At 73.8% G+C, this 26,168-nt stretch carries 3 protein-coding genes; 2 read left to right on the top strand and 1 reads right to left on the bottom strand.

What is annotated here, in order from left to right:
- A complete protein-coding gene (locus tag ACZ5OX_RS34020; RefSeq protein ID WP_465635485.1) occupies positions 1 to 972 on the top strand; it encodes a Gfo/Idh/MocA family oxidoreductase in 972 nt (323 codons plus the stop codon).
- Between the two features lie 332 nt (positions 973 to 1,304).
- Here the strand turns inward: ACZ5OX_RS34020 and ACZ5OX_RS34015 are convergent, their stop codons facing one another.
- Positions 1,305 to 2,474 carry a cytochrome P450 family protein gene (locus tag ACZ5OX_RS34015; protein WP_465635483.1) on the bottom strand — a complete coding sequence of 390 codons (1,170 nt, stop codon included), beginning with the start codon at positions 2,472 to 2,474 and terminating at the stop codon, positions 1,305 to 1,307.
- 852 nt (positions 2,475 to 3,326) lie between these two features.
- On the opposite strand from ACZ5OX_RS34015, the gene ACZ5OX_RS34010 reads away from it, so the two are divergent.
- The gene (locus ACZ5OX_RS34010) at positions 3,327 to 26,168 is read left to right on the top strand and encodes an SDR family NAD(P)-dependent oxidoreductase (RefSeq protein ID WP_465635481.1); all 22,842 of its coding nucleotides are present in this window, start codon (positions 3,327 to 3,329) and stop codon (positions 26,166 to 26,168) included.

Genomic DNA, 26,168 nt, shown 5'->3' with positions numbered 1-26,168 from the left:
ATGACCGACGAGCAGACCGTCCGGATCGCCCTGGTCGGCGGCGGCGCCTTCGGCGCCAAGCACGCGGCCGCGCTGCGCCGGATCAAGGGCGTCGAGGTGACCGCCGTGGTCAGCAGCAGCCTGGAGAAGGCGCGGCGGTTCGCCGAGGAGCAGGCCGTGGGCCGCGCCGTCGCCACGCTGGAGGAAGTGCTGGCGATGGACGACGTCGACGCGGTGATCCTCGCGACGCCCACCCAGATGCATGCCGGGCAGACCCTTGCCTGTCTGGAGGCGGGCAAGCACGTCCAGGTCGAGATCCCGCTGGCCGACTCGCTGGCCGACGCCGAGGCCTGCGACGCGGCGCAGCGACGCACCGGGCTGGTCGCCATGGTGGGACACACCCGGCGCTTCAACCCCAGCCACCAGTGGGTGCGGCAGCGGATCCAGGCCGGGGACTACCGGATCCAGCAGATGGACGTGCAGACCTACTTCTTCCGCCGCGAGAACCTTAACGCACTGGGCCAGGCACGTTCCTGGACGGACCACCTGCTGTGGCACCACGCCGCGCACACCGTCGACCTGTTCGCGTACCAGGCCGGGGCCCCGATCGTGCAGGCCAACGCGATCCAGGGACCGATCCACCCCGAACTCGGCATTGCGATGGACATGTCCATCCAGCTGCGCGCGGAGAACGGGGCCATCTGCACGTTGTCGCTGTCCTTCAACAACGACGGTCCGCTGGGCACCTTCTTCCGCTACATCGGCGACACCGGCACCTACCTCGCACGTTACGACGACCTGTTCACCGGCAACGACGTGCCGATCGACGTGAGCGGGGTCGACGTCTCGATGGACGGCATCGAGCTGCAGGACCGCGAGTTCGTCGCCGCCATCCGCGAGGGCCGCGAGCCGAACGCGTCCATCGCCCGGGTGCTGAACTGCTACCGGACGCTGGCTGCCCTCGAGGAACAGCTCGCGGCCGCCGCCTCGTGACCGCGGCGAAGACCTCGGCTCCGGGCCGCCGCGTGTCGCGGCGGCCCGGGCCGTTCGAGGTCCCGGCGGTCGGCCCGACGAGGCTCTCGACGCGGCAGGACGGGTGCTGAACGCCTCGACCGTGCACGGGGCCCGCTACAACGAGGCGACCCCCGCCGGGACCGACACCGAGCGCTGCGGGCGGGCAGGCTGAAAGCCGGGCCGGGGAGCGGGTGGCGCTGTCCGAGAAGCCCTGGCGGCCCCGCCGGCCCACCGAGGCGAGCTGCGCCTCGGCCGGCGGTTCGGTCATCAGCGCGTCCGGTTCCCGCGCCTGCGGTACGAGAGGCCACGGATCACCAGGTGACCGGCAACGCCTGCAGGCCGCGGAAGACCAGTTCCGGCACGTAGGTGAGTTCGGATTCGTCGACGGCGAGGCGCAGTCCCGGATACCGTTTCACCACGGACCCGATCGCCACCCGCATCTCCCGGCGGGCCAGTACCGCGCCGAGGCAGAAGTGCGGCCCGTGCCCGAAGGCGAGGTGCGCCGCCGGTCCTTCGCGCGTGATGTCGAAGCGGCCGGGATCCGGGTACACGCCGGGGTCGCGGTTGGCCGCGACGATGACCGGCAACACCGGTTCGCCCGCTCCCAGTTCGACGCCCTCCAGATTGACGGGCTCGGTCGTGACCCGGACCTCGGCCGAGGTGAAGAGCCTGCTGTAGCGCAGTAGTTCGTCGACCGCCGGTCCGATCAGGTCCGGTGACGACCGCAGCAGCGCGAGTTGGTCCGGGTGGCGCAGCAGGGTCAGCAACGAGTTGCCCAGCTGGTTGACGGTCGTCTCGTGGCCGGCGATCAGCAGGCCCTCGAGGTTGGCCAGCAGCTCGGGTTCGGTGAGGTGGTCGCCCTCGTCGTTGGCGGCGACCATCGCCGAGATCAACCCGTCGTCCGGCTGCGCCCGCTTGTGACGCACCAGGTCGGCGAGCCAGTCCTGCATCTCGCCCTGTGCTGCCCGCAGTTCGTCCGGAGTGATGTTCGTGACGAACAGCCGCCTGGTCCACCGGCGGATGGCCTCCGCCTCGGAGTAGGGCACGCCGAGCAGCTCGCAGATGACCATCAACGGCAGTGGAGCGCAGAGGCCTGCCACCAGATCCGCGGTCGGGTCGAGGGAGTCGAGCAAGGAGTCCACGATGGCCTGCACGCGTGGTTCGAGCTGATCGACCATGCGTGGGCTGAACGCCTGCGACATCAGCTTGCGCAGGCGGGTGTGGCCCTCGCCGTCCTGGCTGGAGATCAGGAGGGGGTCGGAGGCGACGGACAGTTTCAGCGGGCTGCCCGGAAGTGTGGCCGCCTCCCGGCTGAACCGGCTGTCGCTCAGAACCTGGCGCACCGCCTTGTAGGAGAGGGCGAGCCAGACGTCTGCCGGACCCATCGTCGCGAGGACGACCGGAGCCTGCGCGAGCAGAGCCTCCGCTTCGGGCTCGTTGTCGAGGTGGTGTGGTGTGGTGAGGGGGAACGTGGCCTGCATCGCTGCCTCCTGACTGAATGTCACCAGGCCCGGGCGCCGGGTCCGGGCGCGAACGGCCGGGATCGATGCACGGATCGGTGACAGCTGGGTTCTATGCCGCCGGGTTCTGTGCCGCCGGGGGGCGGTGGCGCTTCGCGATCGTCTCGACGTCGGTGGGGGCGAACGCTTCGGCCGGAGCCGTCGGCGGCGCCGGTGGTCGGTTCGCCCGATCCGGGTGGTGATCGCCGTGCGGAGGTTTCCCCGGGTGGCCGGATGACGGTCGAGGACGTTCTTCTGCGCGAGTGCGAACGGGATTCTAGGGCGTTGTCACCGGCGGCGTCGACGGTTCCCATGAATTCGGCCGGGGCGTGACGGTGCAGGGCGTGGACGAACTTCCCGACCGCACGGGCGGGTTCACCGGCGCGTTCGCCGGCTGACGCTGCGACGGGCCGTCCGTGAGAAATGACGCGTTTCATAGAGGACACGGGACGGATCTCGCCACGGTGCCTCTTTCGTGCAGGCATATGACGTTGTGATGTGCCTCCTTCGAGACAGCCTTCGCCTGGCCTGTGGCGAGGGCGTGGTGTTGCTGCCATGCTCAGCTGCGCGGCGGAACGATCATCGCCTCGGCCCCTACGCTCAGTTCACCAGTGCATCTCCTCGAATCGCGTCGCCGACGCTGTCGCTTTCGAGGACCGCTCCACTGATCCACAAGCCCGAAGCGCGGGCGAGTCCGGGTTCGGACAGCACCCGGTCGCCGGGCCGCCCGCGTGCTCGATGATCCGGCCGCTCGCACGGCCGGAGCCGCACCATCGGGACTGCTACGGAAACACCGCCTTCCTTCATCCCCCCGGCTCACGAGGTGTCGATGTGATGCGCTTCCCCCTGGATTCGGACGCTGATCGTGTCGCTGTCATCGGAATGGCGGGCAGGTTGCCGAAAGCCCCGGATCCGGAGGCGTTCTGGCGACTGCTGTGCGACGGGGCCGACGCGATCACCGCGCCGCCCGTGGGCCGGCAGGGCGTACGGCACGGCGGCTACCTGGACCGGGTGGACGGCTTCGACGCGGCGTTCTTCGGTGTGTCCCCCCGTGAGGCCGTCGGCATGGACCCGCAGCAGCGGCTCATGCTCGAACTCGCCTGGGAGGCCCTGGAGGACGCCCGGATCGTGCCGAGCACGCTGACGGGCGGCCCGACGGGGGTGTTCGTCGGCTCGATGTGGGAGGACTACACGTCCCTGGCCTACCCCGGTCACATCACGCCGCACACGCTGACCGGCACCAACCGGGGTGTCATCGCCAACCGCGTCTCGCACTTCCTCGGTGTGCGCGGACCGAGCATGACGGTCGACACGGCCCAGTCGTCGGCGCTGGTCGCGGTGCATCTGGCGGTCGAGAGCCTGCGCCGCGGCGAGTCGGCGCTCGCCCTGGCCGGCGGGGTGAACCTCAATCTGACCGCCGCCCGCGAGGAGGGAGCGGCGGAGTTCGGCGGCCTGTCCCCGGACGACCGCTGCTTCACCTTCGACGCCCGGGCCAACGGCTTCGTCCGCGGCGAGGGCGGCGCCTTCCTCGTCCTGAAACCGCTGGACCGGGCCCTGGCCGACGGGGACCGCGTCTACGGCGTCATCCGGGGCAGCGCGGTCAACAACGACGGCGCCACCCGGAGCCTGACCGTGCCCAGCGCGCAGGCCCAGGAACAGGTCATCCGCGAAGCACTGGCCCGCGCCGGCGTGCGTCCCGCGGATGTGCAGTACGTGGAACTGCACGGCACCGGCACCGCCGTCGGCGACCCCATCGAGGCCGCCGCCCTCGCGGCGGCCTACCGCGCCCCGGCCGGGTCCGGCGACGCCGACAGCGCCCTGCGGGTCGGATCCGCCAAGACGAACGTCGGCCACCTGGAAGGCGCCGCGGGCATCGTCGGTCTGCTCAAGGCCGTCCTCAGCGTGCACCACCGCGCACTGCCGCCGAGCCTGAACTACGAAACCCCCAACCCCGGCATCCCCCTCGACGCCCTGGCGCTGCGGGTCCAGACCGCTCTGACCCCCTGGCCGCGGCCGGACGCGCCCCTGCTCGCCGGCGTGTCGTCGTTCGGTATGGGCGGCACCAACGCGCACGTGATCGTCGAGCAGGCGCCCGACGCGGCCGCGCCGCCGGCCCGGCGGCCCGCTCCCGAGGCCCGGCCGGCGCCGTGGATCGTCACGGCGCGGACCAAGCAGGCGCTACGAGCGCAGATCGGGCGCCTGCGCGAACACGTGCGCAGCCACCCGGACCTGACCGCCGCCGAGGTCGCGCACGCGCTGGCCACCACCAGGACCCGCTTCGCGCACCGCGCGGTCCTGCTCGACTCCGTCCAGGTCGCCGCCGACCGGGCCGGCACCCCGGGCCGCACCGTCTTCGTGTTCCCCGGCCAGGGCGCGCAGTGGGTCGGCATGGGCCGGGAGCTGTACGCCGCGTACCCCGTCTTCCGGGCCGCCATGGACGAGTGCGCCCAGGCCCTGGCCCCGTACACCGACTGGTCCCTGGCCGATGTCCTGGACGGCGCCCCGCTCGACCGCGTGGACGTCGTGCAGCCCGCCCTGTTCGCGGTGATGGTGTCCCTGGCGGAACTGTGGCGTTCCTTCGGGGTCGAGCCCGACGCGGTGGTCGGGCACTCGCAGGGCGAGATCGCCGCGGCACACGTCGCGGGCGCGCTGTCGCTGTCCGACGCGGCCCGGATCGTGGCACTGCGCAGCCGCGCGCTGGTGGCGCTGACCGGCCGGGGCGGCATGGTGTCCGTGGCCCTGTCCGCCGAGCGGGCCGAGGACTACGTGTCGCGCTGGGGCGGCGCGCTGACGGTCGCCGTGGTCAACGCCCCCGGCTCGGTCGTGGTGTCCGGCGACACCCAGGCCCTGTCCGAACTGGTCGAGTCCTGCGCGGCGGACGGTGTCCGCGCACGTGTCGTCCCGGTGGACTACGCCTCCCACGGCGCGCACGTCGAGGCGATCCGCGAGCGGCTGCACACCGAACTGGACGGTGTGCGGCCGCGGCAGGGCACCATCCCGTACTACTCCGCGGTCACCGGCGGCCTCCTCGAGGACACCACGGAGCTCGACGCCGGCTACTGGTACCGCAACCTGCGCGAGCCGGTCCGCTTCGACCTGGCCACCGCCGCACTGCTCGCGGACGGGCACGACGTCGTGGTCGAGGTCAGCCCGCACCCGGTGCTGCTGCCCGCCCTCGAACAGAGCCTGGAACAGGCCCGCGAGCGGACCGGCGTGTCCGGCGTCGCCACCGGCACGCTGGGCCGTGACCGGGGCGGGCCGGACGCCTTCCTGACCGCGCTGTCCCGGCTGTTCGTGGCCGGCGTGCCGGTCGACTGGTCCCCGGCCGTCGCCGAGGCCGCGCCGGTCGACCTGCCCACGTACGCCTTCCAACGGCGCTCGTACTGGCTGCCCGAAGCGCCTGCCGGGCAGAGCGGACGGACCCCGGCCGGACCGGGGGCACACGCGGCGCGGACCGCCGCGCCCGGCCGGCCGGACGGCGGCCCGGAGAGCCTGGACACCGGGGCGGGCGGCACGGACACGGGCGACCCCGAGTCGGGCGACACGGCCGCCGTGGTCACCGCGCAGATCGCGCTCGTGCTGGGCCACGAGAACCCCGCGGACATCGATCCCGCGCTCACCTTCAAGGACCTCGGCTTCGACTCGGTCACCGGGCTCGAACTGCGCAACCGCCTGGCCGGCGCCCTGGACCGGCGACTTCCCTCCGGTCTCGTCTTCGACCACCCGACGCCCGCGGAACTGATCGACTGGCTGCGCACCGGCCCCGGCGACCGGCCGGCCCCCGCCGCCCAGGCCGCCCACGACGACCCGGTCGTCATCGTGGGGATGGGCTGCCGCTTCCCCGGCGGCGTGGCCTCACCGGACGACCTGTGGCGGCTCGTCACGGACGGCGTGGACGCGATCGGCGACTTCCCGGACGACCGCGGCTGGGACCTGGGCGGCCTCTACGACCCGGAACTGCGCGGCGCGGGCACCACGTACATCACCCGGGGCGGGTTCCTGGAGGAGGTGGCCGGCTTCGACGCTCCGTTCTTCGGCATCTCGCCCCGCGAGGCGCTCGCCATGGACCCGCAGCAGCGGCTCGTGCTGGAGACGGCCTGGGAGACCTTCGAGCACGCCGGGATCGACCCGGCCTCGCTGCGCGGCAGCCACACCGGCGTGTTCACCGGCGTCTGGTCGTCCGGCTACGCGACCGGGCCGGGCCTGCCGGAGGACCTGGAGGGCTACCTGTTCACCGGCGTCGCGACCAGCGTCACGTCCGGCCGGGTCGCCTACCACCTCGGACTGCGCGGTCCGGCGCTGTCCGTGGACACCGCCTGCTCGTCGTCCCTGGTCGCCGTCCACCTGGCCGCCCAGGCCCTGCGCGCGGGCGAGTGCTCGCTGGCGCTCGCCGGCGGTGTCACGATCATGGCGACACCACTGGGCTTCACCGAGTTCTCCCGCCAGCACGGCCTCGCGGCGGACGGCCGCAGCAAGCCCTTCGCCGCCGCGGCCGACGGCACCAGCTGGGCCGAGGGCGCCGGCCTGGTGCTGCTGGAACGCCTGTCGGACGCCCGCCGCAACGGCCACCGGGTGCTGGCGGTCGTCGCGGGAAGCGCGGTCAACCAGGACGGCGCCTCCAACGGCCTGACCGCGCCGAACGGTCCGTCGCAGGAGCGGGTGATCCGTCAGGCCCTCGCCAACGCCGGGTTGGAGGCGTCCGAGGTGGACGCGGTGGAGGCCCACGGCACCGGCACCACCCTCGGCGACCCCATCGAGGCCCACGCCCTGCTGGCCGCCTACGGCCAGGACCGCGACGAGCCGTTGTGGCTGGGGTCGGTGAAGTCCAACATCGGCCACACCCAGGCCGCCGCCGGCATCGCGGGTGTGATCAAGATGGTCATGGCGATGCGGCACGGCGAACTGCCGCGAACCCTCCACGTGGACGCCCCCTCCCCGCACGTCGACTGGGCCTCCGGCGGCGTCCGGCTGCTCACCGAGGCCCGGCCGTGGCCGGAGCACGAGCGCCTGCGCCGCGCCGGCATCTCGGCCTTCGGCATCAGCGGCACCAACGCCCACCTGATCATCGAGCAGTCCTCCGAGCCCGACCCCGGCCACCTTGCCGAACCCGCCGGCCAGGCCGCCCCCACCGCCTGGCTGCTGTCCGCGAAGACCGGCGCCGCGCTGCGCGCCCAGGCCGAGCGGCTGCACGCGTACGCGACCGCCCACCCCGACGTCCCGGCCGCCGCGATCAGCCGCGCACTGGCCGCCCGCACCCGGTTCGAGCACCGGGCCGCGGTGGTCGGCGCCGACCGGGACGACCTGCTGTCCACCCTGGCCGCGCTCCCGCAGGGCCTGCCGGGCCTGCCGGCCCGTACCGGCGGGACCGTGTTCGTCTTCCCCGGGCAGGGGGCGCAGTGGGCGGGTATGGGCCGTGACCTGTACGAGCAGTCCGAGGTCTTCCGCGCCGGCATCGACGCCTGCGCCGCCGCCCTGGCCCCGTACACCGACTGGTCGTTGGTCGACGAACTGCGCCACGGCTCGCTGGACCGCGTCGACGTGGTGCAGCCGGCCCTGTTCGCCGTCATGGTGGCGCTGGCCGACCTGTGGCGGTCCCACGGCGTGCGGCCGGACGCGGTGGTCGGCCACTCTCAGGCGGAGATCGCCGCCGCGTACGTCGCAGGCGCGCTGTCGCTGCGGGACGCCGCCAAGGTCGTGGCGCTACGGTCCAGGGCACTGGCCGCCATCGCCGACCGGGGCGGCATGGTGTCGCTCGCGCTGTCCGTCGAACAGGCCGCCGGCTACCTGGCCCGCTGGGGCGAGCGGCTGACCACCGCCGTGGTGAACGGACCCGCGGCGGTCGTGGTGTCCGGCGGCCTCGACGTGCTGGACGAACTGCTGAAGTCCTGTGAGGCCGACGGCATCCGCGCCCGCCGCCTGCCCGTCAACTACGCCGCCCACTCGGCGCAGGTCGAGGCGATCCGCGAGCAACTGCTCGCCGAACTGGCCGACATCACGCCCCACTCGGCGGCGATCCCGTTCTACTCCACGGTCACCGGCGAGCCGCTCGACACCTGCGCCCTCGACGCCGACTACTGGTACCGCAACCTCCGCGAACCCGTACGGTTCGACCTGGCCACCGCCCGGCTCACCGCCGACGGCCACGACCTGTTCCTGGAGGTCAGCCCGCACCCGGTGCTGGTGCCCGCGCTGGACGTCGCCGCCACCGGAACACTGCGCCGCGATCACGGCGGCCTCACCGAGTTCCTCGCCGCGGCGGGACGCCTCTACGCCGCCGGAGCCGACGTCGACTGGATGCCGCTCCTGCCCCGCACCGCACCCAGGGCGGACCTGCCCACGTACGCCTTCCAGCGCGAGCCCTACTGGGTGACCGCGACCCCGCCGGTGCCCCGCGACGACTGGCGGTACGAGGTGGCGTGGGCACCGGTGGGCGGTACCGCGGCCCCGGTGGACCCGGCTCGCTGGCTCGTCCTGGCCGCGACCGGGCACCCGTGGGCCGAGGCCCTGCGCGAACGGGGCTTCGCCGTGGCCGACACCTGGGAGGCGGCCGACACCGGGGACGCCAGGCCCGGGCCGGACGGTGTGCTGTCGCTGCTGGCGCTGGACGAGGAGCCGCACCCCGACCACCCGGTGCTCCCGGCGGGCCTGGTCCGCACCCTGGATCTGGTCCGCACCCTGGACCCGGTGCCCGGCCTGGACCCGGTGAGGACGGCGGCGGTCCCGCTGTGGTGCGCGACCAGCGGGGCCGTGAGCACCTCGGGCACCGACCCGGTCACCAGCCCGGCCCAGGCCCTGGCGTGGGGCACCGGCGCGTCCGCGGCGCTGGAATTCCCGCACGGCTGGGGCGGCCTGGTCGACCTTCCCGCCGTGCCCGACGAGGAGAGCGTGAACGCGCTGCTCGTCGTCCTCGCCGGCACCGGCGAGGACCAGGTGGCGATCCGCGGTACCCGGCGCTTCGCCAAGCGGCTGCGCCACAAGGCCCCATCGGGCCCGGCCGCGCGGCCCTGGCGGCCGCGGGGCACGGTGCTGGTCACCGGCGGCACCGGCGCGCTCGGCGGACACGTGGCCCGCCGCCTCGCGCGGCAGGGCGCGGAGCACATCGTGCTGGCCGCCCGCCGCGGCCCCGACGCACCCGGCGCGGCCGGCCTGCGCGACGAACTGGAGGCAGCCGGGGCGCGGGTGACCGTGGCGGCGTGCGACGTGGCCGACCGGGACGCCCTGCGGGACCTCGTCGAGCGCGTCGGAGACATCCGCGCGGTCTTCCACACCGCCGGCGTGATCAGGGCGACCAGGCTGGCCGACACGACACCGGCGGAGTTCGCCGAGGTCGTCACGGCCAAGGTCGCCGGGGCGGCGAACCTGGCGGAACTCCTGCCGGACCTCGACGCCTTCGTCCTGTTCTCCTCCACCGCGGGCGTGTGGGGCGACGGCCACGGCGCGGCCTACGCCGCCGGCAACGCCTTCCTCGACGCCCTGGCCGCACAGCACCGCGCCCAGGGCCGCGCCGCGACCTCCGTCGCCTGGGGCATCTGGGCCGAAGGCGGCATGGCGGCCCTGGAGTCCGTGCAGCGCCAGCGCACCCTGCTCGGCCTCGGCGAACTGGACCCGGGCCGGGCACTCGACGCGCTGCAGGACGTCCTCGACCACGACGAGGCCCTCGCGGTCGTCACCGAGGCCGACTGGGCACAGTTCGCCCGCGCCTACACCCACGCACGGCCGAGCCGGCTGCTGCGGGACCTGCCCGAGGCCCACAGCCGGCCGCAGGCCCCCCGACCCGCGCCCCCCGCGGGCGGCACGGACCTGCTGGAGCTGATCACCACCCACGTCGCCGGGGTGCTGGGACACGCCACCCCCGAACGGCTCGATCCCCGGCAGGCGTTCAAGGACCTGGGCTTCGACTCACTGACCTCGGTGGAACTGCGCAACCGCCTGACCGCCGCGCTCGGGGTGAAACTGCCCGCCACCCTCGTCTTCGACCACCCCACCCCGGCACGGCTGGCCGCCCACCTGTCCGGCGGGTCCGGCGAGCAGGACGCGCCGCGGGCCCCGGCCCCGGCCGCGACGGACGAGCCGATCGCGGTCATCGGCATGGGCTGCCGCTTCCCCGGACGCGTCGGCACCCCCGAGGACCTGTGGCGGCTGGTCGCGGACGGTGTGGACGCGGTCGGCGACTTCCCGGTCGACCGGGGCTGGGACACCGACCGCCTGTACGACCCGACGGGAAGCCGCCCCCGCACGTCGAGCACGTCCCGGGGCGGCTTCCTCGACGCCGCCGGCGACTTCGACGCGGCGTTCTTCGGGATATCGCCCCGCGAGGCGCTCGCCATGGACCCGCAGCAGCGGATCCTGCTGGAGACCGCGTGGGAGACCATCGAGTACGCCGGGATCGACCCGACCACGCTGGAGGGCACATCCACCGGCGTGTTCACCGGCATCTGGTCCACCGGCTACGCCGCCGGGCCGGTCCCCGACGACCTGGAGGGCTACCAGGTCACCGGCACCGCGTCGAGCGTGGGGTCCGGCCGGCTGGCGTACCAGCTGGGCCTGCTCGGCCCGGCACTGTCCCTGGACACCGGCTGCTCGTCGTCCCTGGTGGCCCTGCACCTGGCCGCTCAGGCGCTGCGCTCGGGAGAATGCTCCTACGCCCTGGCCGGCGGCGTCACCGTCAACGCGGCCCCCACGTTGTTCACCGAGATGTCCCGGCAGGGGGCGAGCGCGCCCGACGGCCGCAGCAAGTCCTTCGCCGCCGCGGCCGACGGGGCGGGCTGGGCCGAGGGCGCCGGCCTGCTGCTGCTGGAACGGCTGTCCGATGCCCGCCGCAACGGCCACGAGGTGCTGGCGGTCGTCCGAGGCTCTGCCACCAACCAGGACGGCGCCTCCAACGGCCTGACCGCGCCCAACGGCCCCTCCCAGGAGCGGGTGATCCGTCAGGCCCTCGCCAATGCCGGGTTGGAGGCGTCCGAGGTGGACGCGGTGGAGGCCCACGGCACCGGCACCACCCTCGGCGACCCAATCGAGGCCCAGGCCCTCCTGGCGACCTACGGCCGGGACCGGGTGGAGCCGTTGTGGCTGGGGTCGGTGAAGTCCAACATCGGCCACACCCAGGCGGCGGCCGGCGCGGCCGGCCTGATCAAGATGGTCATGGCGATGCGGCACGGGCAACTGCCGCGGACCCTCCACGTGGACGCGCCCACCCCGCACGTCGACTGGGCCTCCGGCGCGGTCCGCCTGCTCACCGAACCGGTCGACTGGCCCGAGAGCGGGCGGCCCCGGCGGGCCGCCGTCTCCGCCTTCGGCATCAGCGGCACCAACGCCCACGTCATCATCGAGCAGGGCATCCTCGAACAGCCCGCAGAGGCCGACTCCGCCGCACCCTCTCCCCGGGGCCGCGCGGACGACCAGGTCCTCTGGCCGCTGTCGGCCAGGTCCGAGGCGGCGTTGCGGGAGCAGGCGCGCCGGCTCGCCGCCTTCACCGCCGTGCGTCCCGAGGTGAGCCCGGCTGCGGTCGGAGGCGCCCTGGCTGCCCGCACCGTGTTCGAGCACCGGGCCGTGGTGGTGGGCACCGCCGCCGCCCTGGACGCCCTGGCCGAGGGCGGCACGGCGCCGGGTCTGGTCACCGGGACCGCCCGCCCGCTGGGTCGTTCGGTGTTCGTGTTCCCGGGGCAGGGTGCGCAGTGGGTCGGTATGGGTGGGGAGTTGTACGCCTCGGAGCCGGTGTTCCGGGAGGCGGTCGACGCGTGTGACGCGGCGTTGGCGCCGTACACGGACTGGTCGTTGGTGGAGGTGCTGACGGGCGGTGGTTCGCTGGAGCGGGTGGATGTGGTGCAGCCCGCCCTGTTCGCGGTGATGGTGGCGCTGGCCGAGCTGTGGCGTGCCCATGGTGTGGAGCCCGATGCCGTTGTCGGGCATTCGCAGGGGGAGATCGCGGCGGCGTACGTGGCAGGCGCGCTGTCGTTGGAGGACGCCGCCAAGGCGGTCGCCCTGCGCAGCAAGGCCCTGGTCGCCCTGGCCGGGCACGGCGGCATGGTCTCGGTCGCGCTGTCCGCGGACGACGCCGCCGGCTACCTGGGCCCCTGGGGCGACCGGATCACCGTCGCGGTGGTCAACTCCGCCTCGACCGTCGTCGTGTCCGGCGAACCCGGGGCCCTGGACGAACTGCTGGCAGCCTGCGCCGGGGACGGCATCCGCGCCCGCGCCATCCCCGTCGACTACGCGGCGCACTCGGCGCAGGTCGAGACGGTCCGCGAGCAGCTGCTGACCGACCTCGCGGACATCCGGCCCCGGCCCGCGGCGATTCCCTTCTACTCCACGGTCACCGCGGAACCCGTCGACACCTCCGCCCTCGACGCCGGCTACTGGTATCGCAACCTCCGCGAACCCGTACGGTTCGACCTGGCCACCGCCCGGCTCACCGCCGACGGCCACGAGGTGTTCGTGGAAGTCAGCCCGCACCCGGTGCTGGTGCAGGACCTGGACGGCGTGGCGACCGGCACCCTGCGCCGCGACCAGGGCGCCATCGGGGAATTCCACACCGCCCTGGCCCGCCTCCACGTCCAGGGCGTCGCCGTGACCTGGCCGCACGACCGCCCGCACGGCGTCAGGCTGCCGGGCTACGCCTTCCAGCGCAGCACCTACTGGCTCACCCCCGCGGCCGGCGACCACGGCACCGGGCACCCGCTGGCGGGCACCACCGTCGAACTGCCCGACGGGGGCACCGTGCACAGCGGCCGCGTCTCCACCCGCACCCACCCCTGGCTGGCCGACCACGCCGTCGACGGCACGGTCCTGCTGCCGGGCACCGCCTTCCTCGAACTCGCCACCCTGGCCGGCGGGACCGTCGACGACCTCGTCCTGCACCTGCCCCTCGCGCTCCCGGACACACCCACGGACATCCAGGTCTCGGTCGGCGCCCCGGACGACGCCGGCCGCAGCCCGGTCACCGTGCACTCCAAGGGCGGCGACGGCTGGATCCGCCACGCGTCCGGAACCCTCGGCGGCCAGGTGACGGCCGGACGCCTCGACTGGCCCCCGAGGAACGCCCAACCCGTGGACCCCGAAGGGTTCTACGCCTTCCTCGCCGGACTCGGATACCAGTACGGACCCGCGTTCCGGGGCGTGCGGGAGCTGTGGCAGGGCGAGGACGAACTGTACGCCGAGGTGTCCGTCCCCGACGGCGCCGGCTTCGGCATCCACCCCGCGCTCCTGGACGCCGCACTCCAGCCGCTGATCCTGCTCAGCCCCGACACCCGGGTCCGGCTGCCGTTCTCCTTCTCCGGCGTCGCCGTGCACGCCACCGGTGTGTCGTCCGCCCGGGTCCACCTGGCCCGCACGGGCACCGACACCTACCGCGCGACACTGACCGACCTGTCCGGCAGGCCGGTCGCGGACATCACCGCGCTGACCGTCCGTCCGGCCGCCGAGGCCCGGGCCGCGGTGCTGCACACCCGGTGGGTGCCCCTCACCGCGAGCACACCGACCGAGGTGGTGCCGAGCCCGGTACTCACCGCGGAAGCCGACGCGGACTCCGTGCACGCCCTCGTCCAGCGGGCCCGCGCGCTCGTCCAGGACTTCCTCGCCGAGCAGCCGGAGCGGGCGGCCGCACGCCTGGCCGTCCTGACCCGCGGCGTGGCCGGCGCGGCCGTACGCGGCCTGGTCCGCAGCGCCGCCGCCGAGCACCCCGGCCGGTTCGTCCTGGTCGACATGGGCGACGCGTCCGAGGAGGACGCGGTTCGGGCCGCCATGACAGCCGGCGACGAACCCGAACTGGCCCTGCGCCGCGACGGCGTCCTCGTGCCGCGGCAGGCCAGGTACGCGCCGGAACCGACCGCCCCCGACGGCGCGTACCGGCTGAGCGAGTCCGGCACCGGGCAACTGGACGACCTGGCCCTGCTGCCCTGGCAGGAGGCCGCGCTGGAACCCGGACAGGTACGGGTCGCCGTACGCGCGGCCGGCCTGAACTTCCGCGACGTGCTCATCACCCTCGGCATGTACCCGGACCGGCCCCCGTTGGGCGGCGAAGGGGCCGGCACCGTCCTCGAGGTCGGCCCCGGCGTCACGGCCTGGCGGCCCGGCGACCGCGTCATGGGACTGATGCCCGGCGCCTTCGGGTCGCGCGCGGTCGCCGACCACCGGCTCCTGACCGCGATCCCCGACGGCTGGAGCTTCACCGAGGCGGCGTCGGTGCCCGTCGCGTTCACCACCGCCTGGTACGGGCTGTTCGACCTCGGCGAACTGCGCCCCGGCGACCGGGTCCTGGTCCACTCCGGCGCGGGCGGTGTGGGCATGGCCGCCATCCGGTTGGCCCTGAACAGCGGCGCGGAGGTCTTCGCCACCGCGAGCCCCGCCAAGTGGGACACCCTGCGGCGCCTCGGACTGGCGGACGACCACATCGGTTCGTCCCGCGACACCCGCTTCGCCGACCGGTTCCCGGCCATGGACGTCGTCCTCAACTCGCTCGCGGGAGAACTCACCGACGCCTCCCTGCGGCTGCTCGCCGACGGCGGACGGTTCGTCGAGCTGGGCAAGACGGACGTCCGCTCACCCGAGGGCCTGTTCTACCGGGCCTTCGACCTCAACGACGTCGACCCCGCGCGGCAGGGCGACATCCTCTCCAGGGTCGTGGCGATGGTCGCCGACGGGACGCTGGAGCCGCTGCCGGTCACCGCCGCGGACCTGCGCCAGGCCGTCGACTCCTTCCGGCTGATGAGCCAGGCCCGCCACACCGGCAAGATCGTCCTCACCGTCCCCCAGCCGATCGACCCCGACGGCACCGTGCTGATCACCGGCGGCACCGGCACCCTCGGCCAGGCCGTCGCCCGGCACCTGGTGTCCCGCTACGGGGTACGGCACCTGCTGCTCGTCAGCCGCCGTGGTGGCAGGGCGGCGTTGCGCGAGGAGTTGGAGGGGCTGGGCGCGGAGGTGACCGTGGCGGCCTGTGACGTGGCCGACCGGGACGCGCTGGCGGCCGTTCTGGACTCGATCCCGGCCGAGCATCCGCTCACCGCCGTCGTCCACGCGGCCGGCGTGCTCGACGACACCGTCATGGAACGGCTGACCGCGGAGCAGCTCGACCGGGTGCTGCGTCCCAAGGTCGACGGTGCCTGGCACCTGCACGAGCTGACCCGCGAGCACGACCTCGCCGCCTTCGTGCTGTTCTCCGCGGCCGCGGGTGTACTCGGCAACGCCGGCCAGGCCGGCTACGCGGCCGCGAACTCCTACCTCGACGCGTTCGCCGCACACCGGCAGGCCCTCGGACTGCCCGCCGTGTCGATGGCCTGGGGCTACTGGGAGCAGGAGAGCGGCATGACCGCCCACCTCACCGCGGCCGACCGCCAACGCCTCGCCCGCAAGGGCATCCGCCCCATCAGCGTCGAACGCGCCCTGGCCATGTTCGACACCGCGCTGGCTGCCGGACGTCCCGCGCTGACCACGGCCGACCTCTCGATGCCGCAGACCCTGCCGACGCCCAAGGCGCCCGCGTCGGACCTGCTGTCCCTGGTCGCCGCCCACACCGCCACCGTCCTCGGCCACTCCGACGCCGCCGCGATCACCCCCGGACTCGCCTTCCGCGACCTCGGCTTCGATTCCCTGACCGCCGTCGAACTGCGCAACCGCCTCGCCGGCGCCACCGGCCTGCGGCTGCCCGCGACCCTCGTCTTCGACCACCCCACCCCCGCCGACCTCGCCGACCACCTCACAGCCGAACTCTCCGGTGAGGGTGCGGATGTGGTGCCGGTGGTGCCGGCGGGTGGAGTGGGTGATGCCGCTGATCCGGTGGTGATCGTGGGCATGGGGTGCCGGTTGCCGGGTGGGGTGGGGTCTCCGGAGGAGTTGTGGGGCCTGGTCTCGGGTGGGGTGGACGCGATCGGGGCGTTCCCGTCGGATCGTGGGTGGGACGTCGAGGGGTTGTTCCATCCGGATGCGGATCACCCGGGGACGTCGTACACGCGGTCGGGTGGTTTCCTCGCGGACGCGGCGGGGTTCGATGCGGACTTCTTCGGGATCTCGCCGCGTGAGGCGTTGGCGATGGATCCGCAGCAGCGGGTGTTGCTGGAGACCGCGTGGGAGACCTTCGAGGACGCGGGGATCGATCCGACGTCGTTGCGGGGCAGCCAGACGGGCGTGTTCACCGGCATCTGGTCCTCCGGCTACGTCGGCAGCCCCGACCAGGCACCGCCCGACACCGAGGGCTACCTCGCCACCGGCATCTCGCCGAGCATCACCTCCGGCCGGGTGTCCTACCTGCTGGGCCTCCAGGGCCAGGCCGTGTCCGTCGACTCCGCCTGCTCCTCGTCCCTGATGGCGATCCACCTGGCCGCGCAGGCACTGCGCTCGGGGGAGTGCACACTCGCCCTGGCCGGCGGGGTGACCGTGAGCGTCACCCCCCTGCAGTTCACGGAGTTCTCCCGCCAACGTGCCCTGGCCCCCGACGGCCGGTGCAAGCCCTTCTCGTCGACGGCCGACGGCACGGCGTGGGGTGAGGGTGCGGGGTTGGTGCTGCTGGAGCGTTTGTCCGACGCCCGCCGTCACGGCCACCGGGTGCTGGCGGTCGTCCGGGGCTCGGCGGTCAACCAGGACGGGGCGTCCAACGGGCTGACCGCGCCCAACGGCCTCTCCCAGGAGCGGGTGATCCGTCAGGCCCTCGCCAATGCCGGGTTGCAGGCGTCCGAGGTGGACGCGGTGGAGGCCCACGGCACGGGGACGACGCTCGGTGACCCGATCGAGGCCCAGGCACTGTTGGCGACGTACGGCCGGGACCGGGTGGAGCCGTTGTGGCTGGGGTCGGTGAAGTCGAACATCGGCCACACCCAGGCGGCGGCCGGCGTGGCCGGTGTGATCAAGATGGTCATGGCGATGCGGCACGCCGAACTGCCGCCGACGCTGCACGTCCAGGAGCCCACGCCGCACGTCGAGTGGGACACCGGTGACATCCGGCTGCTGACCGAGGCCCGGCCGTGGCCGGAGACGGGGCGTCCCCGCCGCGCGGGCATCTCGGCCTTCGGGGCCAGCGGCACCAACGCGCACGTCGTCATCGAACAGTTCCCGGAGGAAACCGTCGGACAGCCCGCCGCGGACGACTCCGCGGAGCCCACCGTGTGGCTGCTGTCCGGCAAGACGGATGACGCCCTGCGCGCCCAGGCCCGGCGGCTCGCGGACCACGTCACCGCCCACCCCGGACTCCGGCCGGCCGCGATCGGTCGGGCCCTCGCGACCACCCGCACCCTGCTCGCGCACCGGGCGGCCCTGGTGGGCAGCACCCGGAGCGACCTCATGGCGGAACTGGCCGCCCTCGCCGACGCGGACCCCCGCGTCATCACGGGTGTCGCCGGTTCGCTGGGTCGTTCGGTGTTCGTGTTCCCGGGGCAGGGTGCGCAGTGGGTCGGTATGGGTGGGGAGTTGTACGCCTCGGAGCCGGTGTTCCGGGAGGCGGTCGACGCGTGTGACGCTGCGCTGGCGCCGTACACGGACTGGTCGTTGGTGGAAGTGCTGACCGGTGGCGGCTCGCTGGAGCGGGTGGATGTGGTGCAGCCCGCCCTGTTCGCGGTGATGGTGGCGCTGGCCGAGCTGTGGCGTGCCCATGGTGTGGAACCCGATGCGGTCGTCGGGCATTCGCAGGGGGAGATCGCGGCGGCGTACGTGGCAGGCGCGCTGTCCTTGGACGATGCCGCGAAGGTGGTCGCCCTGCGCAGCCGCGCGCTGGCGGTGTTGGCCGACCAGGGTGGGATGGTGTCGGTCGGCCTCGGGCATGAGCAGGCCGCCGAGTTCATGGCCCGCTGGGACGGCCGGCTGACGGTGGCGGTGGTCAACTCGGCGGACAGCGTGGTGGTATCGGGTGATCTGGACGCGCTGGACGAACTGCTGGCGGTCTGTGAGGCCGACGGCATCCGCGCCCGCCGCCTGCCCGTCAACTACGCCGCCCACTCCGCGCAGGTCGAGGCGATCCGCGAGCGACTGCTCACCGAACTGGCCGACATCACGCCCCACTCGGCGGCGATCCCGTTCTACTCCACGGTCACCGGCGAGCCGGTCGACACCTCCGCCCTCGACGCCCACTACTGGTACCGCAACCTCCGCGAACCCGTACGCTTCGACCTCGCAGTCGAAACCCTCACGCAGGACCGGCACGGCGTGTTCGTGGAGGTCAGCCCGCACCCCGTACTGGTGCCGGTGCTGGACGGCGTCGTGACCGGCACGCTGCGCCGCGGCAGCGGCCAGCAGGAATTCCACCTCGCCCTGGCGCGCCTGCACACGCAAGGCGTGGCCGTCGACTGGACGCCGGTCTTCCCCGGCGAGCCCCACCACGTCCCGCTGCCGACGTACGCCTTCCAGCACCGGCCGTACTGGTTGACGCCCACCGCCGCGAAGGGCGACGTGTCCGCGGCGGGACTGGACTCGGCCGGTCACCCGCTGCTCGGGGCCGTCGTCGAACTGGCCGGGGACCAGAGCGTCCTGCTCACGGGGCGGCTCTCGACGGCCACCCGGCCATGGCTGGCCGACCACGTCGTCCTGGGCTCCGTGCTGCTGCCCGGCACCGTGTTCGTCGAACTCGCCATGCACGCCGGACGGCAGGCCGGCTGCGACGTCCTGGACGAACTGGTGCTGGAAGCTCCGATGATCCTGCCGGACGACGGTTCCGTGCCGGTCCAGGTCGTCGTCGGCGCACCGGACGGGACGGGCCGGCGCCCCGTCACCGTGCACTCCCGGACGGGCGGCACCTGGCTGCGGCACGCGACCGGCATGCTGGCGACCGGCGACCGCCCCCACCCGTACGACACCGGCGAGCCCTGGCAGCCGGCCGGTGAGCCCGTCGACCTGACCGACTTCTACGACACCCTCGCCGCCCAGGGCTACGAGTACGGGCCGGTGTTCGCGGGCGTACGCGAGATCCGGCGGCAGGGCGACGAGCTCTATGCCGAGGTGGCGCTGCCCGCCGACACCCGCGACCGCTTCGGTCTCCACCCCGCGCTGCTCGACGCCGCACTCCAGCCGCTGACCCTGCTGGCGGCCGGCCGCCTGCCGTTCTCCTTCGCCGGGGTGTCGATGCGGAAAGCCGGCTCCACGGCCCGGGTCCGCCTCACACCCACCGGCCCCGACACCTTCCGGGTCGCGCTCTCCGACGAGTCCGGGCCGTTGGCGGTGATCGACGCGCTGACCGTGCGCCACCGGCCGCCGGGCATCCCGGGCGCCGGGGCCAACCAGCTCTTCCGCCTCGACTGGGTGCCCGTCGAGAGCACCGGCGAACCCCCGGCCGTCCACCACGTCACGCCCCCGGCGGGAGACCCCGTGGCCGCCGCGCACACCGTCGCCGCCGAGACGCTGGGCGTGCTCCAGGACTTCCTGCGCGACGGGGACGGCCGGCTGGCCGTCGTGACCCGCGGGGCGGTCGGTCCTGACCCCGTCGACCTGCCGTCCAGCGTCGTCTGGGGCCTGGTCCGCGCGGCCCAGGCGGAACACCCCGACCGGTTCGTGCTCGTCGACACCGACGACCGCGTCCTCGTCGCGGGGGACGAACCCCAGCTGGTCGTCCGCGACGGCGCCGCCCGCGCCGCCCGCCTGGTGCGGGCCGAAGCGGCCCCGGCACCCGGCCCGCTCGACCCGAACGGCACCGTGCTGATCACCGGAGGCACCGGAACACTGGGCCGCCTCGTCGCCCGGCACCTGCGCGACCGGCACGGCATCCGGCACCTGCTCCTGCTCAGCAGGACCGCGGCGGAGGTGGACTTCGACGCCGAGGTGGTGGCCTGTGACGTGGCCGACCGGGACGCGCTGGCGGCCGTCCTGGACGCGATCCCGGCCGCGCACCCGCTGACCGCGGTCGTCCACGCCGCCGGCGTGCTCGACGACGGCGTCGTCGAATCCCTCACGCCCGGCCGGATCGACCAGGTGCTGCGGCCCAAGGCCGACGCCGCCTGGCACCTGCACGAGCTGACGAAGGACCTCGGCCTGAGCGCGTTCGTGCTCTTCTCGTCCGCCGCCGGTGTGCTGGGCGGCCCGGGCCAGGCCAACTACGCCGCCGCGAACGCCTTCCTGGACGCCCTCGCTGTGCACCGGCGTGCCCTGGGTCTGCCGGGCGTGTCGCTGGCCTGGGGACAGTGGGCCGAGGCCAGCGGGCTGACCGGACACCTCACCGACACCGACCTCAAGCGCCTCGCCCGCGCCGGCGTGCTGCCGATGCCCACGGACCAGGCGCTGGAACTGTTCGACCTGGCCCTGGGCGCCGTCGATCCCGTGCTGGTCCCCGCACACCTCGACCTGTCGGCGGCGTCCACCCGCCCCCTGCTCAGCCGCCTCACCCGTACCAGGCCCGCCCGTCGCACGGACCGGCCGACCCTGGGCAGGGAACTGGCGGCCCTGCCCGAGACCGAGCAGCACAGCCGCGTCCTGGAACTGGTCACCGGCCAGACGGCCGCGGTCCTCGGCCACACCGACACCTCGGCCGTCAGCGCCGAGCGGGCCTTCAAGGACCTGGGCTTCGACTCGCTCACCGCGGTGGAACTGCGCAACCGCCTGTCCGCGGTCGCCGGGGTACGGCTGCCCGCGACGATGGTCTTCGACCACCCGACCCCCGACGCGCTGGCCGGCCACCTGCGGAACCTCCTGGTCGGCGCCCGCCGCCAGGCCCCTGCCTCACCCGTGCCGGTCGGGGTTCCGGTGACGGATGATCCGGTGGTCGTGGTGGGGCTGGGGGCCCGGTACCCGGGTGGGGTGGGGTCCGCCCAGGAGTTGTGGGATCTGGTGTCCGGTGGGGTGGACGCGGTGGGGGAGTTCCCATCGGATCGTGGGTGGGACGTGGGTCGTCTCTACGATCCGGCCGGTGGTCCGGGGAGGTCGTACACGCGGTGGGGCGGCTTCCTCGACGCCGCCGGAGACTTCGACGCGGCGTTCTTCGGGATCTCGCCGCGTGAGGCGTTGGCGATGGATCCGCAGCAGCGGGTGCTGCTGGAGACGGTGTGGGAGACCTTCGAGGACGCGGGGATCGATCCGACGTCGTTGCGGGGCAGCCGGACGGGCGTCTTCACCGGCATCTGGTCCTCGGGCTATGGCGCCGGGGCACAGCCGCCCGACCTGGAGGGCTACCTCTCGACGGGCACGGCGACGAGTGTGACCTCCGGGCGGGTGTCGTACCTGCTGGGGCTGGAGGGTCCTGCGGTGTCGGTGGACACGGCGTGCTCGTCCTCGCTGGTGGCGATCCACCTGGCGGCGCAGGCGCTGCGCTCGGGGGAGTGCTCACTGGCCCTGGCCGGCGGTGTGACGGTGATGGCGACACCGGCGGGGTTCGTCGAGTTCTCGCGGCAGCGGGGGCTTGCGGCCGATGGGTGGGTGAAGGCGTTCGCCGAGGCCGCCGATGGTACGGCGTGGGGTGAGGGCGCGGGTGTCGTGCTCCTGGAGCGGTTGTCGGACGCCCGTCGTCACGGTCACCGGGTGCTGGCGGTGGTGCGGGGTTCGGCGGTGAACCAGGACGGGGCGTCCAACGGGCTGACCGCGCCGAACGGTCCGTCGCAGGAGCGGGTGATCCGTCAGGCGCTGGCGAACGCCGGGTTGGAGGCGTCAGAGGTGGACGCGGTGGAGGCGCACGGTACGGGGACGACGCTCGGTGACCCGATCGAGGCCCAGGCACTCCTGGCCGCCTATGGCCAGGGCCGGGTGGAGCCGTTGTGGCTGGGGTCGGTGAAGTCCAACATCGGCCACACTCAAGCCGCCGCTGGTGTGGCTGGTGTGATCAAGATGGTGATGGCGATGCGGCACGGGCAGTTGCCGCCGACGCTGCACGTCGATGCGCCGAGCTCCCACGTCGACTGGTCGGCGGGCCAGGTCTCACTGCTGACCGAGGCCCGGCCGTGGCCGGAGACGGGGCGTCCCCGCCGTGCCGGCGTGTCGGCGTTCGGCATCAGCGGTACCAACGCGCACGTGATCCTGGAGGCACCGGCGCCGACCGAGGAGCCGTCGTCCGAGTCCCCCGCCGCTTCCACGCCCGCCCCTGCGGCCGCGGTGCCGGTGCCGTGGCTGCTGTCGGCGAAGTCGGACGCGGCCCTGCGTGACCAGGCCCGCAGGCTGCGCGGGTTCCTCGCCGAGCACCCCGAGGTCACACCGGCCGAGGTGGCCGCGGACCTGGCCGCGCGGGCCCGGTTCCCGCACCGTGCCGTGCTGACGGACCCGGCCGGCCTGGACGCGCTGATCGACGGAAAACCCGGAATCGTCACGGGCACTGCCTCCCCGGGCAGGTCGGCGTTCGTGTTCTCCGGTCAGGGTGGTCAGTGGGCGGGGATGGGACGGGGCTTGTACCGGGAGTTCCCGGTGTTCGCGCGGGTGTTGGACGAGGTCTGCGAACTGCTGGAGCTGCCCGTGGAGGTGCTGTTCGAGGACGCGGCGGGGGTGCTGGGGCAGACGCTGTTCACCCAGGGTGCGGTGTTCGCGCTGGAGGTGGCGCTGTTCCGGCTGGTGGAGTCCTTGGGTGTGCGGCCGGACTTCGTGGTGGGGCACTCGGTGGGTGAGGTGGCGGCGGCCCATGTGGCGGGCGTTCTGAGCCTGGAGGACGCGTGTGCGCTGGTGGGCGCGCGGGGCCGGTTGATGCAGGACTTGCCTGGTGGTGGGGCGATGGTGTCGCTCCAGGCGTCGCTGGAGGAGGTCGTGGGGTCGCTGGTGCCGGGTGTCGAGGTGGCGGCGGTCAACGCGCCGGATGCGGTGGTGGTGTCGGGCGACGAGGCCGCGGTGGAGAAGGCCGCTGAGGTGTGGCGGGGTCGTGGTCGTCGGGTGCGGCGGTTGGAGGTGAGTCACGCGTTCCATTCGGCGCGGATGGATCCGGTGCTGGAGGAACTGGGCCGGGTGGCTGAGGGCTTGTCGTTCGGTGAGCCGGTGATCCCGGTGGTCTCCACGGTGGCCGGGCGTCCGGTGGATCTGGGGGAGCCGGGGTACTGGGTGCGGCAGGTGCGGGAGCCGGTCCGGTTCGCCGACGCGATGGAGTGGCTGACGGGCCAGGGGGTCACGGGGCTGCTGGAGGTGGGTCCGCATCCGGTGCTGGTGGGGAACGGCTTGATGCGCCGTGGTGGTGACTCTCCGGAGCGGCTGTTCGCAGGTCTGGGGCGGTTGTGGGCGGACGGCGCCGTGCGCTGGATGCCACCCGTGACGACACCGGCGGGGACGCCGGACGTGCGGGTGCCTTCGTACGCCTTCCAGCACCGGCACTACTGGCTCCAGCCCACCACCCCGGCACCGACCGGTGACGGCCGGATCGACCACCCGCTGCTGCGGGACGCCATGGAACTCCCCGACGACAACGGCGTGGTGCTGACGGGACAACTCGCCACCGCCGCGCAGCCGTGGCTCACCGAACACGTCATCTCGGGCTCGCCCCTGCTGCCCGGCGCGGCGTTCGTGGACCTGGCGCTCCGGGCCGGCGAACACGTCGACTGCCCGGCCGTCGAGGACCTGACGCTGGAGACACCGCTGGTGGTCGCGGACGGCGTGCAGGTGTCCGTGACCGTCGGCCCCGACCGGGCGGGCCGGCGCAGCGTCTCGATCCACTCGCGCGCGGACGGCGAATGGGTACGGCACGCCACCGGAACGCTGGGCGCCCTACCCGTCGCACCACGGGAGCCCTGGGCACGGCAGTGGCCGCCGCACGCCGAAGCCGTCGACCTCGACACTTTCTACGACGACCTGGCCGACGCCGGATTCGCCTACGGCACGGCCTTCCGAGGTCTGCGAGCGGCCTGGCGCGACGGCGACACCCTCTATGCGGAGGTGGCCGTACCCGCCGGCGACACCCGGTTCGCCCTGCACCCCGCCCTACTCGACGCCGCGATCCAGACCGTGACCGTCGCCGACGACCGGGCGAAGATGCCGTTCTCCTTCGCCGGGATCTCCTGCCGGCGCGGCGCCGAGCACGCCAGGGTCCGGCTGACCGTGACCGGCCAGGACACCTGCGCGATCGCCCTCGCCGACCAGTCGGGCGCGCCGATCGCCGAGATCGCCTCGTTGACCCTGCGCCGGCCGGCCGGGACCACCACGCGGGACGTGCCGTACCAGGTGGCGTGGCCGGTCCTCGAAGCGGCGACCACCGAACCGGACATCCCGGTCCACCACGCCACCTCGCCCGTCGAGACCCTGCGGGTGATCCAGGACTTCCTCACCACGGACACCCCGCGCATGGTGGTCGCCACGCGCAACGCCGTGCCGGTCCGGCCCGGTGAGGACGTCGACCCGCAGGCCGCCGCCGTCTGGGGCCTGGTCCGGTCGGCTGCCACCGAGCACCCCGGCCGGTTCGTGCTGGTCGACGGCCACGACGGCGATGACGGCGACGGGGTCCGGCTGGCCGGCGACGAACCCCAGCTCGCGATCCGCGCCGGCGCCGTTCACGTCCCCCGCCTCGAACGGGCGCGGACCGAACCGCTGCCCTCGCCGCTCAGCCCCGAGGGCACGGTGCTCGTCACCGGAGGCACCGGCACCCTGGGCGGCACGATCGCCCGACACCTCGCCCTACGGCACGGCGTGCGGCACCTGCTGCTGGTCAGCCGGAGCGGCCCGGACGCCCCCGGCGCGGCCGCGCTGACCGCCGACCTGGCCGCGCTGGGCGCGACCGCCGACATCGTGGCCTGCGACGTGTCCGACCGCGAGGCGGTGGCGCGGCTGCTCGCCCAACACCCGGTCACCTCGGTGATCCACACCGCGGGCACGCTGGCCGACACCGTCGTGGAATCCCTCACCCCGCAGCAGTTCGCGCGCGTGTGGGAGCCGAAGGCCCTCGCGGCGCGGCATCTCCACGAACTGACCTCGGACCTGGAGGCGTTCGTGCTGTTCTCGTCGGCGGCCGGTGTGCTGGGCGGCGCGGGCCAGGCGAACTACTCGGCGGCGAACGCGTACCTCGACGGCCTCGCCGCACACCGGCACGCCCAGGGACAGCCGGCCGTGTCGCTCGCCTGGGGCTACTGGGCGGAGACCAGCGGCATGACCGGAGGCCTGAGCGCCACCGACCGGCACCGCCTGGCCAGGGCCGGCGTACGGCCGCTGCCGACGACGGACGCGCTGGCCCTGTTCGACGCCGCGCTGACCGCGGGCACCCCCACCCTCGCCCCCGTCAGGTTCGACCTGCCGGCGCTGCGCCGCGCCGGCGACCCGCCCGCCCTGCTGCGGGAGCTGGTACGGCCCCGGCGCAGGCAGGCCGCCGACCGCGTGTGGACGCAGGCCGACGTGCTGCACCTGGTCGTGAGCCAGGTCGCCCTCGTCCTGGGGCACTCGTCACCGGAGGCGGTCAACCCCGACCAGGCGTTCACCGACATCGGGTTCGACTCGCTCACCGCCGTGGAACTGCGCAACCAGCTCGACGCGGACACCGGCCTGCGCCTGCCCGCCACGCTCGTCTTCGACCACCCGACACCGACCCGCCTCGCCGCCTTCGTGCACACACGGCTGCACGGCACCGAAACCGAACCCGACCCCCTGCTCGCCGAACTCGACCAGCTCAAGTCCACCCTGGACGCGGCGGCCGACGACGCCGACTACGAGACCGTCGCGGCCCGCCTCGAAGCACTGCTCGCGGCCTGGACCGCCAAACGCACCGGCTCCGCGGCCGGTGTCGACGAGGCCAGCGACGACGAACTGTTCAGCCTTCTGGACGATGCGCACCGCAGGACCGAGGTCATCCGATCGGGCGAGTCCCGAAACGCTGAGGAGAAGTAG

The sequence above is a fragment of the Kitasatospora sp. NPDC032121 genome (genome assembly GCF_055580145.1).
Note: the sequence above shows the minus strand (reverse complement) of the source record. Positions and strands in the feature narration are given on the sequence as shown.

Bases quoted from the DNA above. Each gene is read 5' to 3' on its own strand.
- ACZ5OX_RS34020 (WP_465635485.1), top strand. From the start codon at position 1: ATGACCGACGAGCAGACCGTCCGGATCGCCCTGGTCGGCGGCGGCGCC.
- ACZ5OX_RS34015 (WP_465635483.1), bottom strand. From the start codon at position 2,474: ATGCAGGCCACGTTCCCCCTCACCACACCACACCACCTCGACAACGAG.
- ACZ5OX_RS34010 (WP_465635481.1), top strand. From the start codon at position 3,327: ATGCGCTTCCCCCTGGATTCGGACGCTGATCGTGTCGCTGTCATCGGA.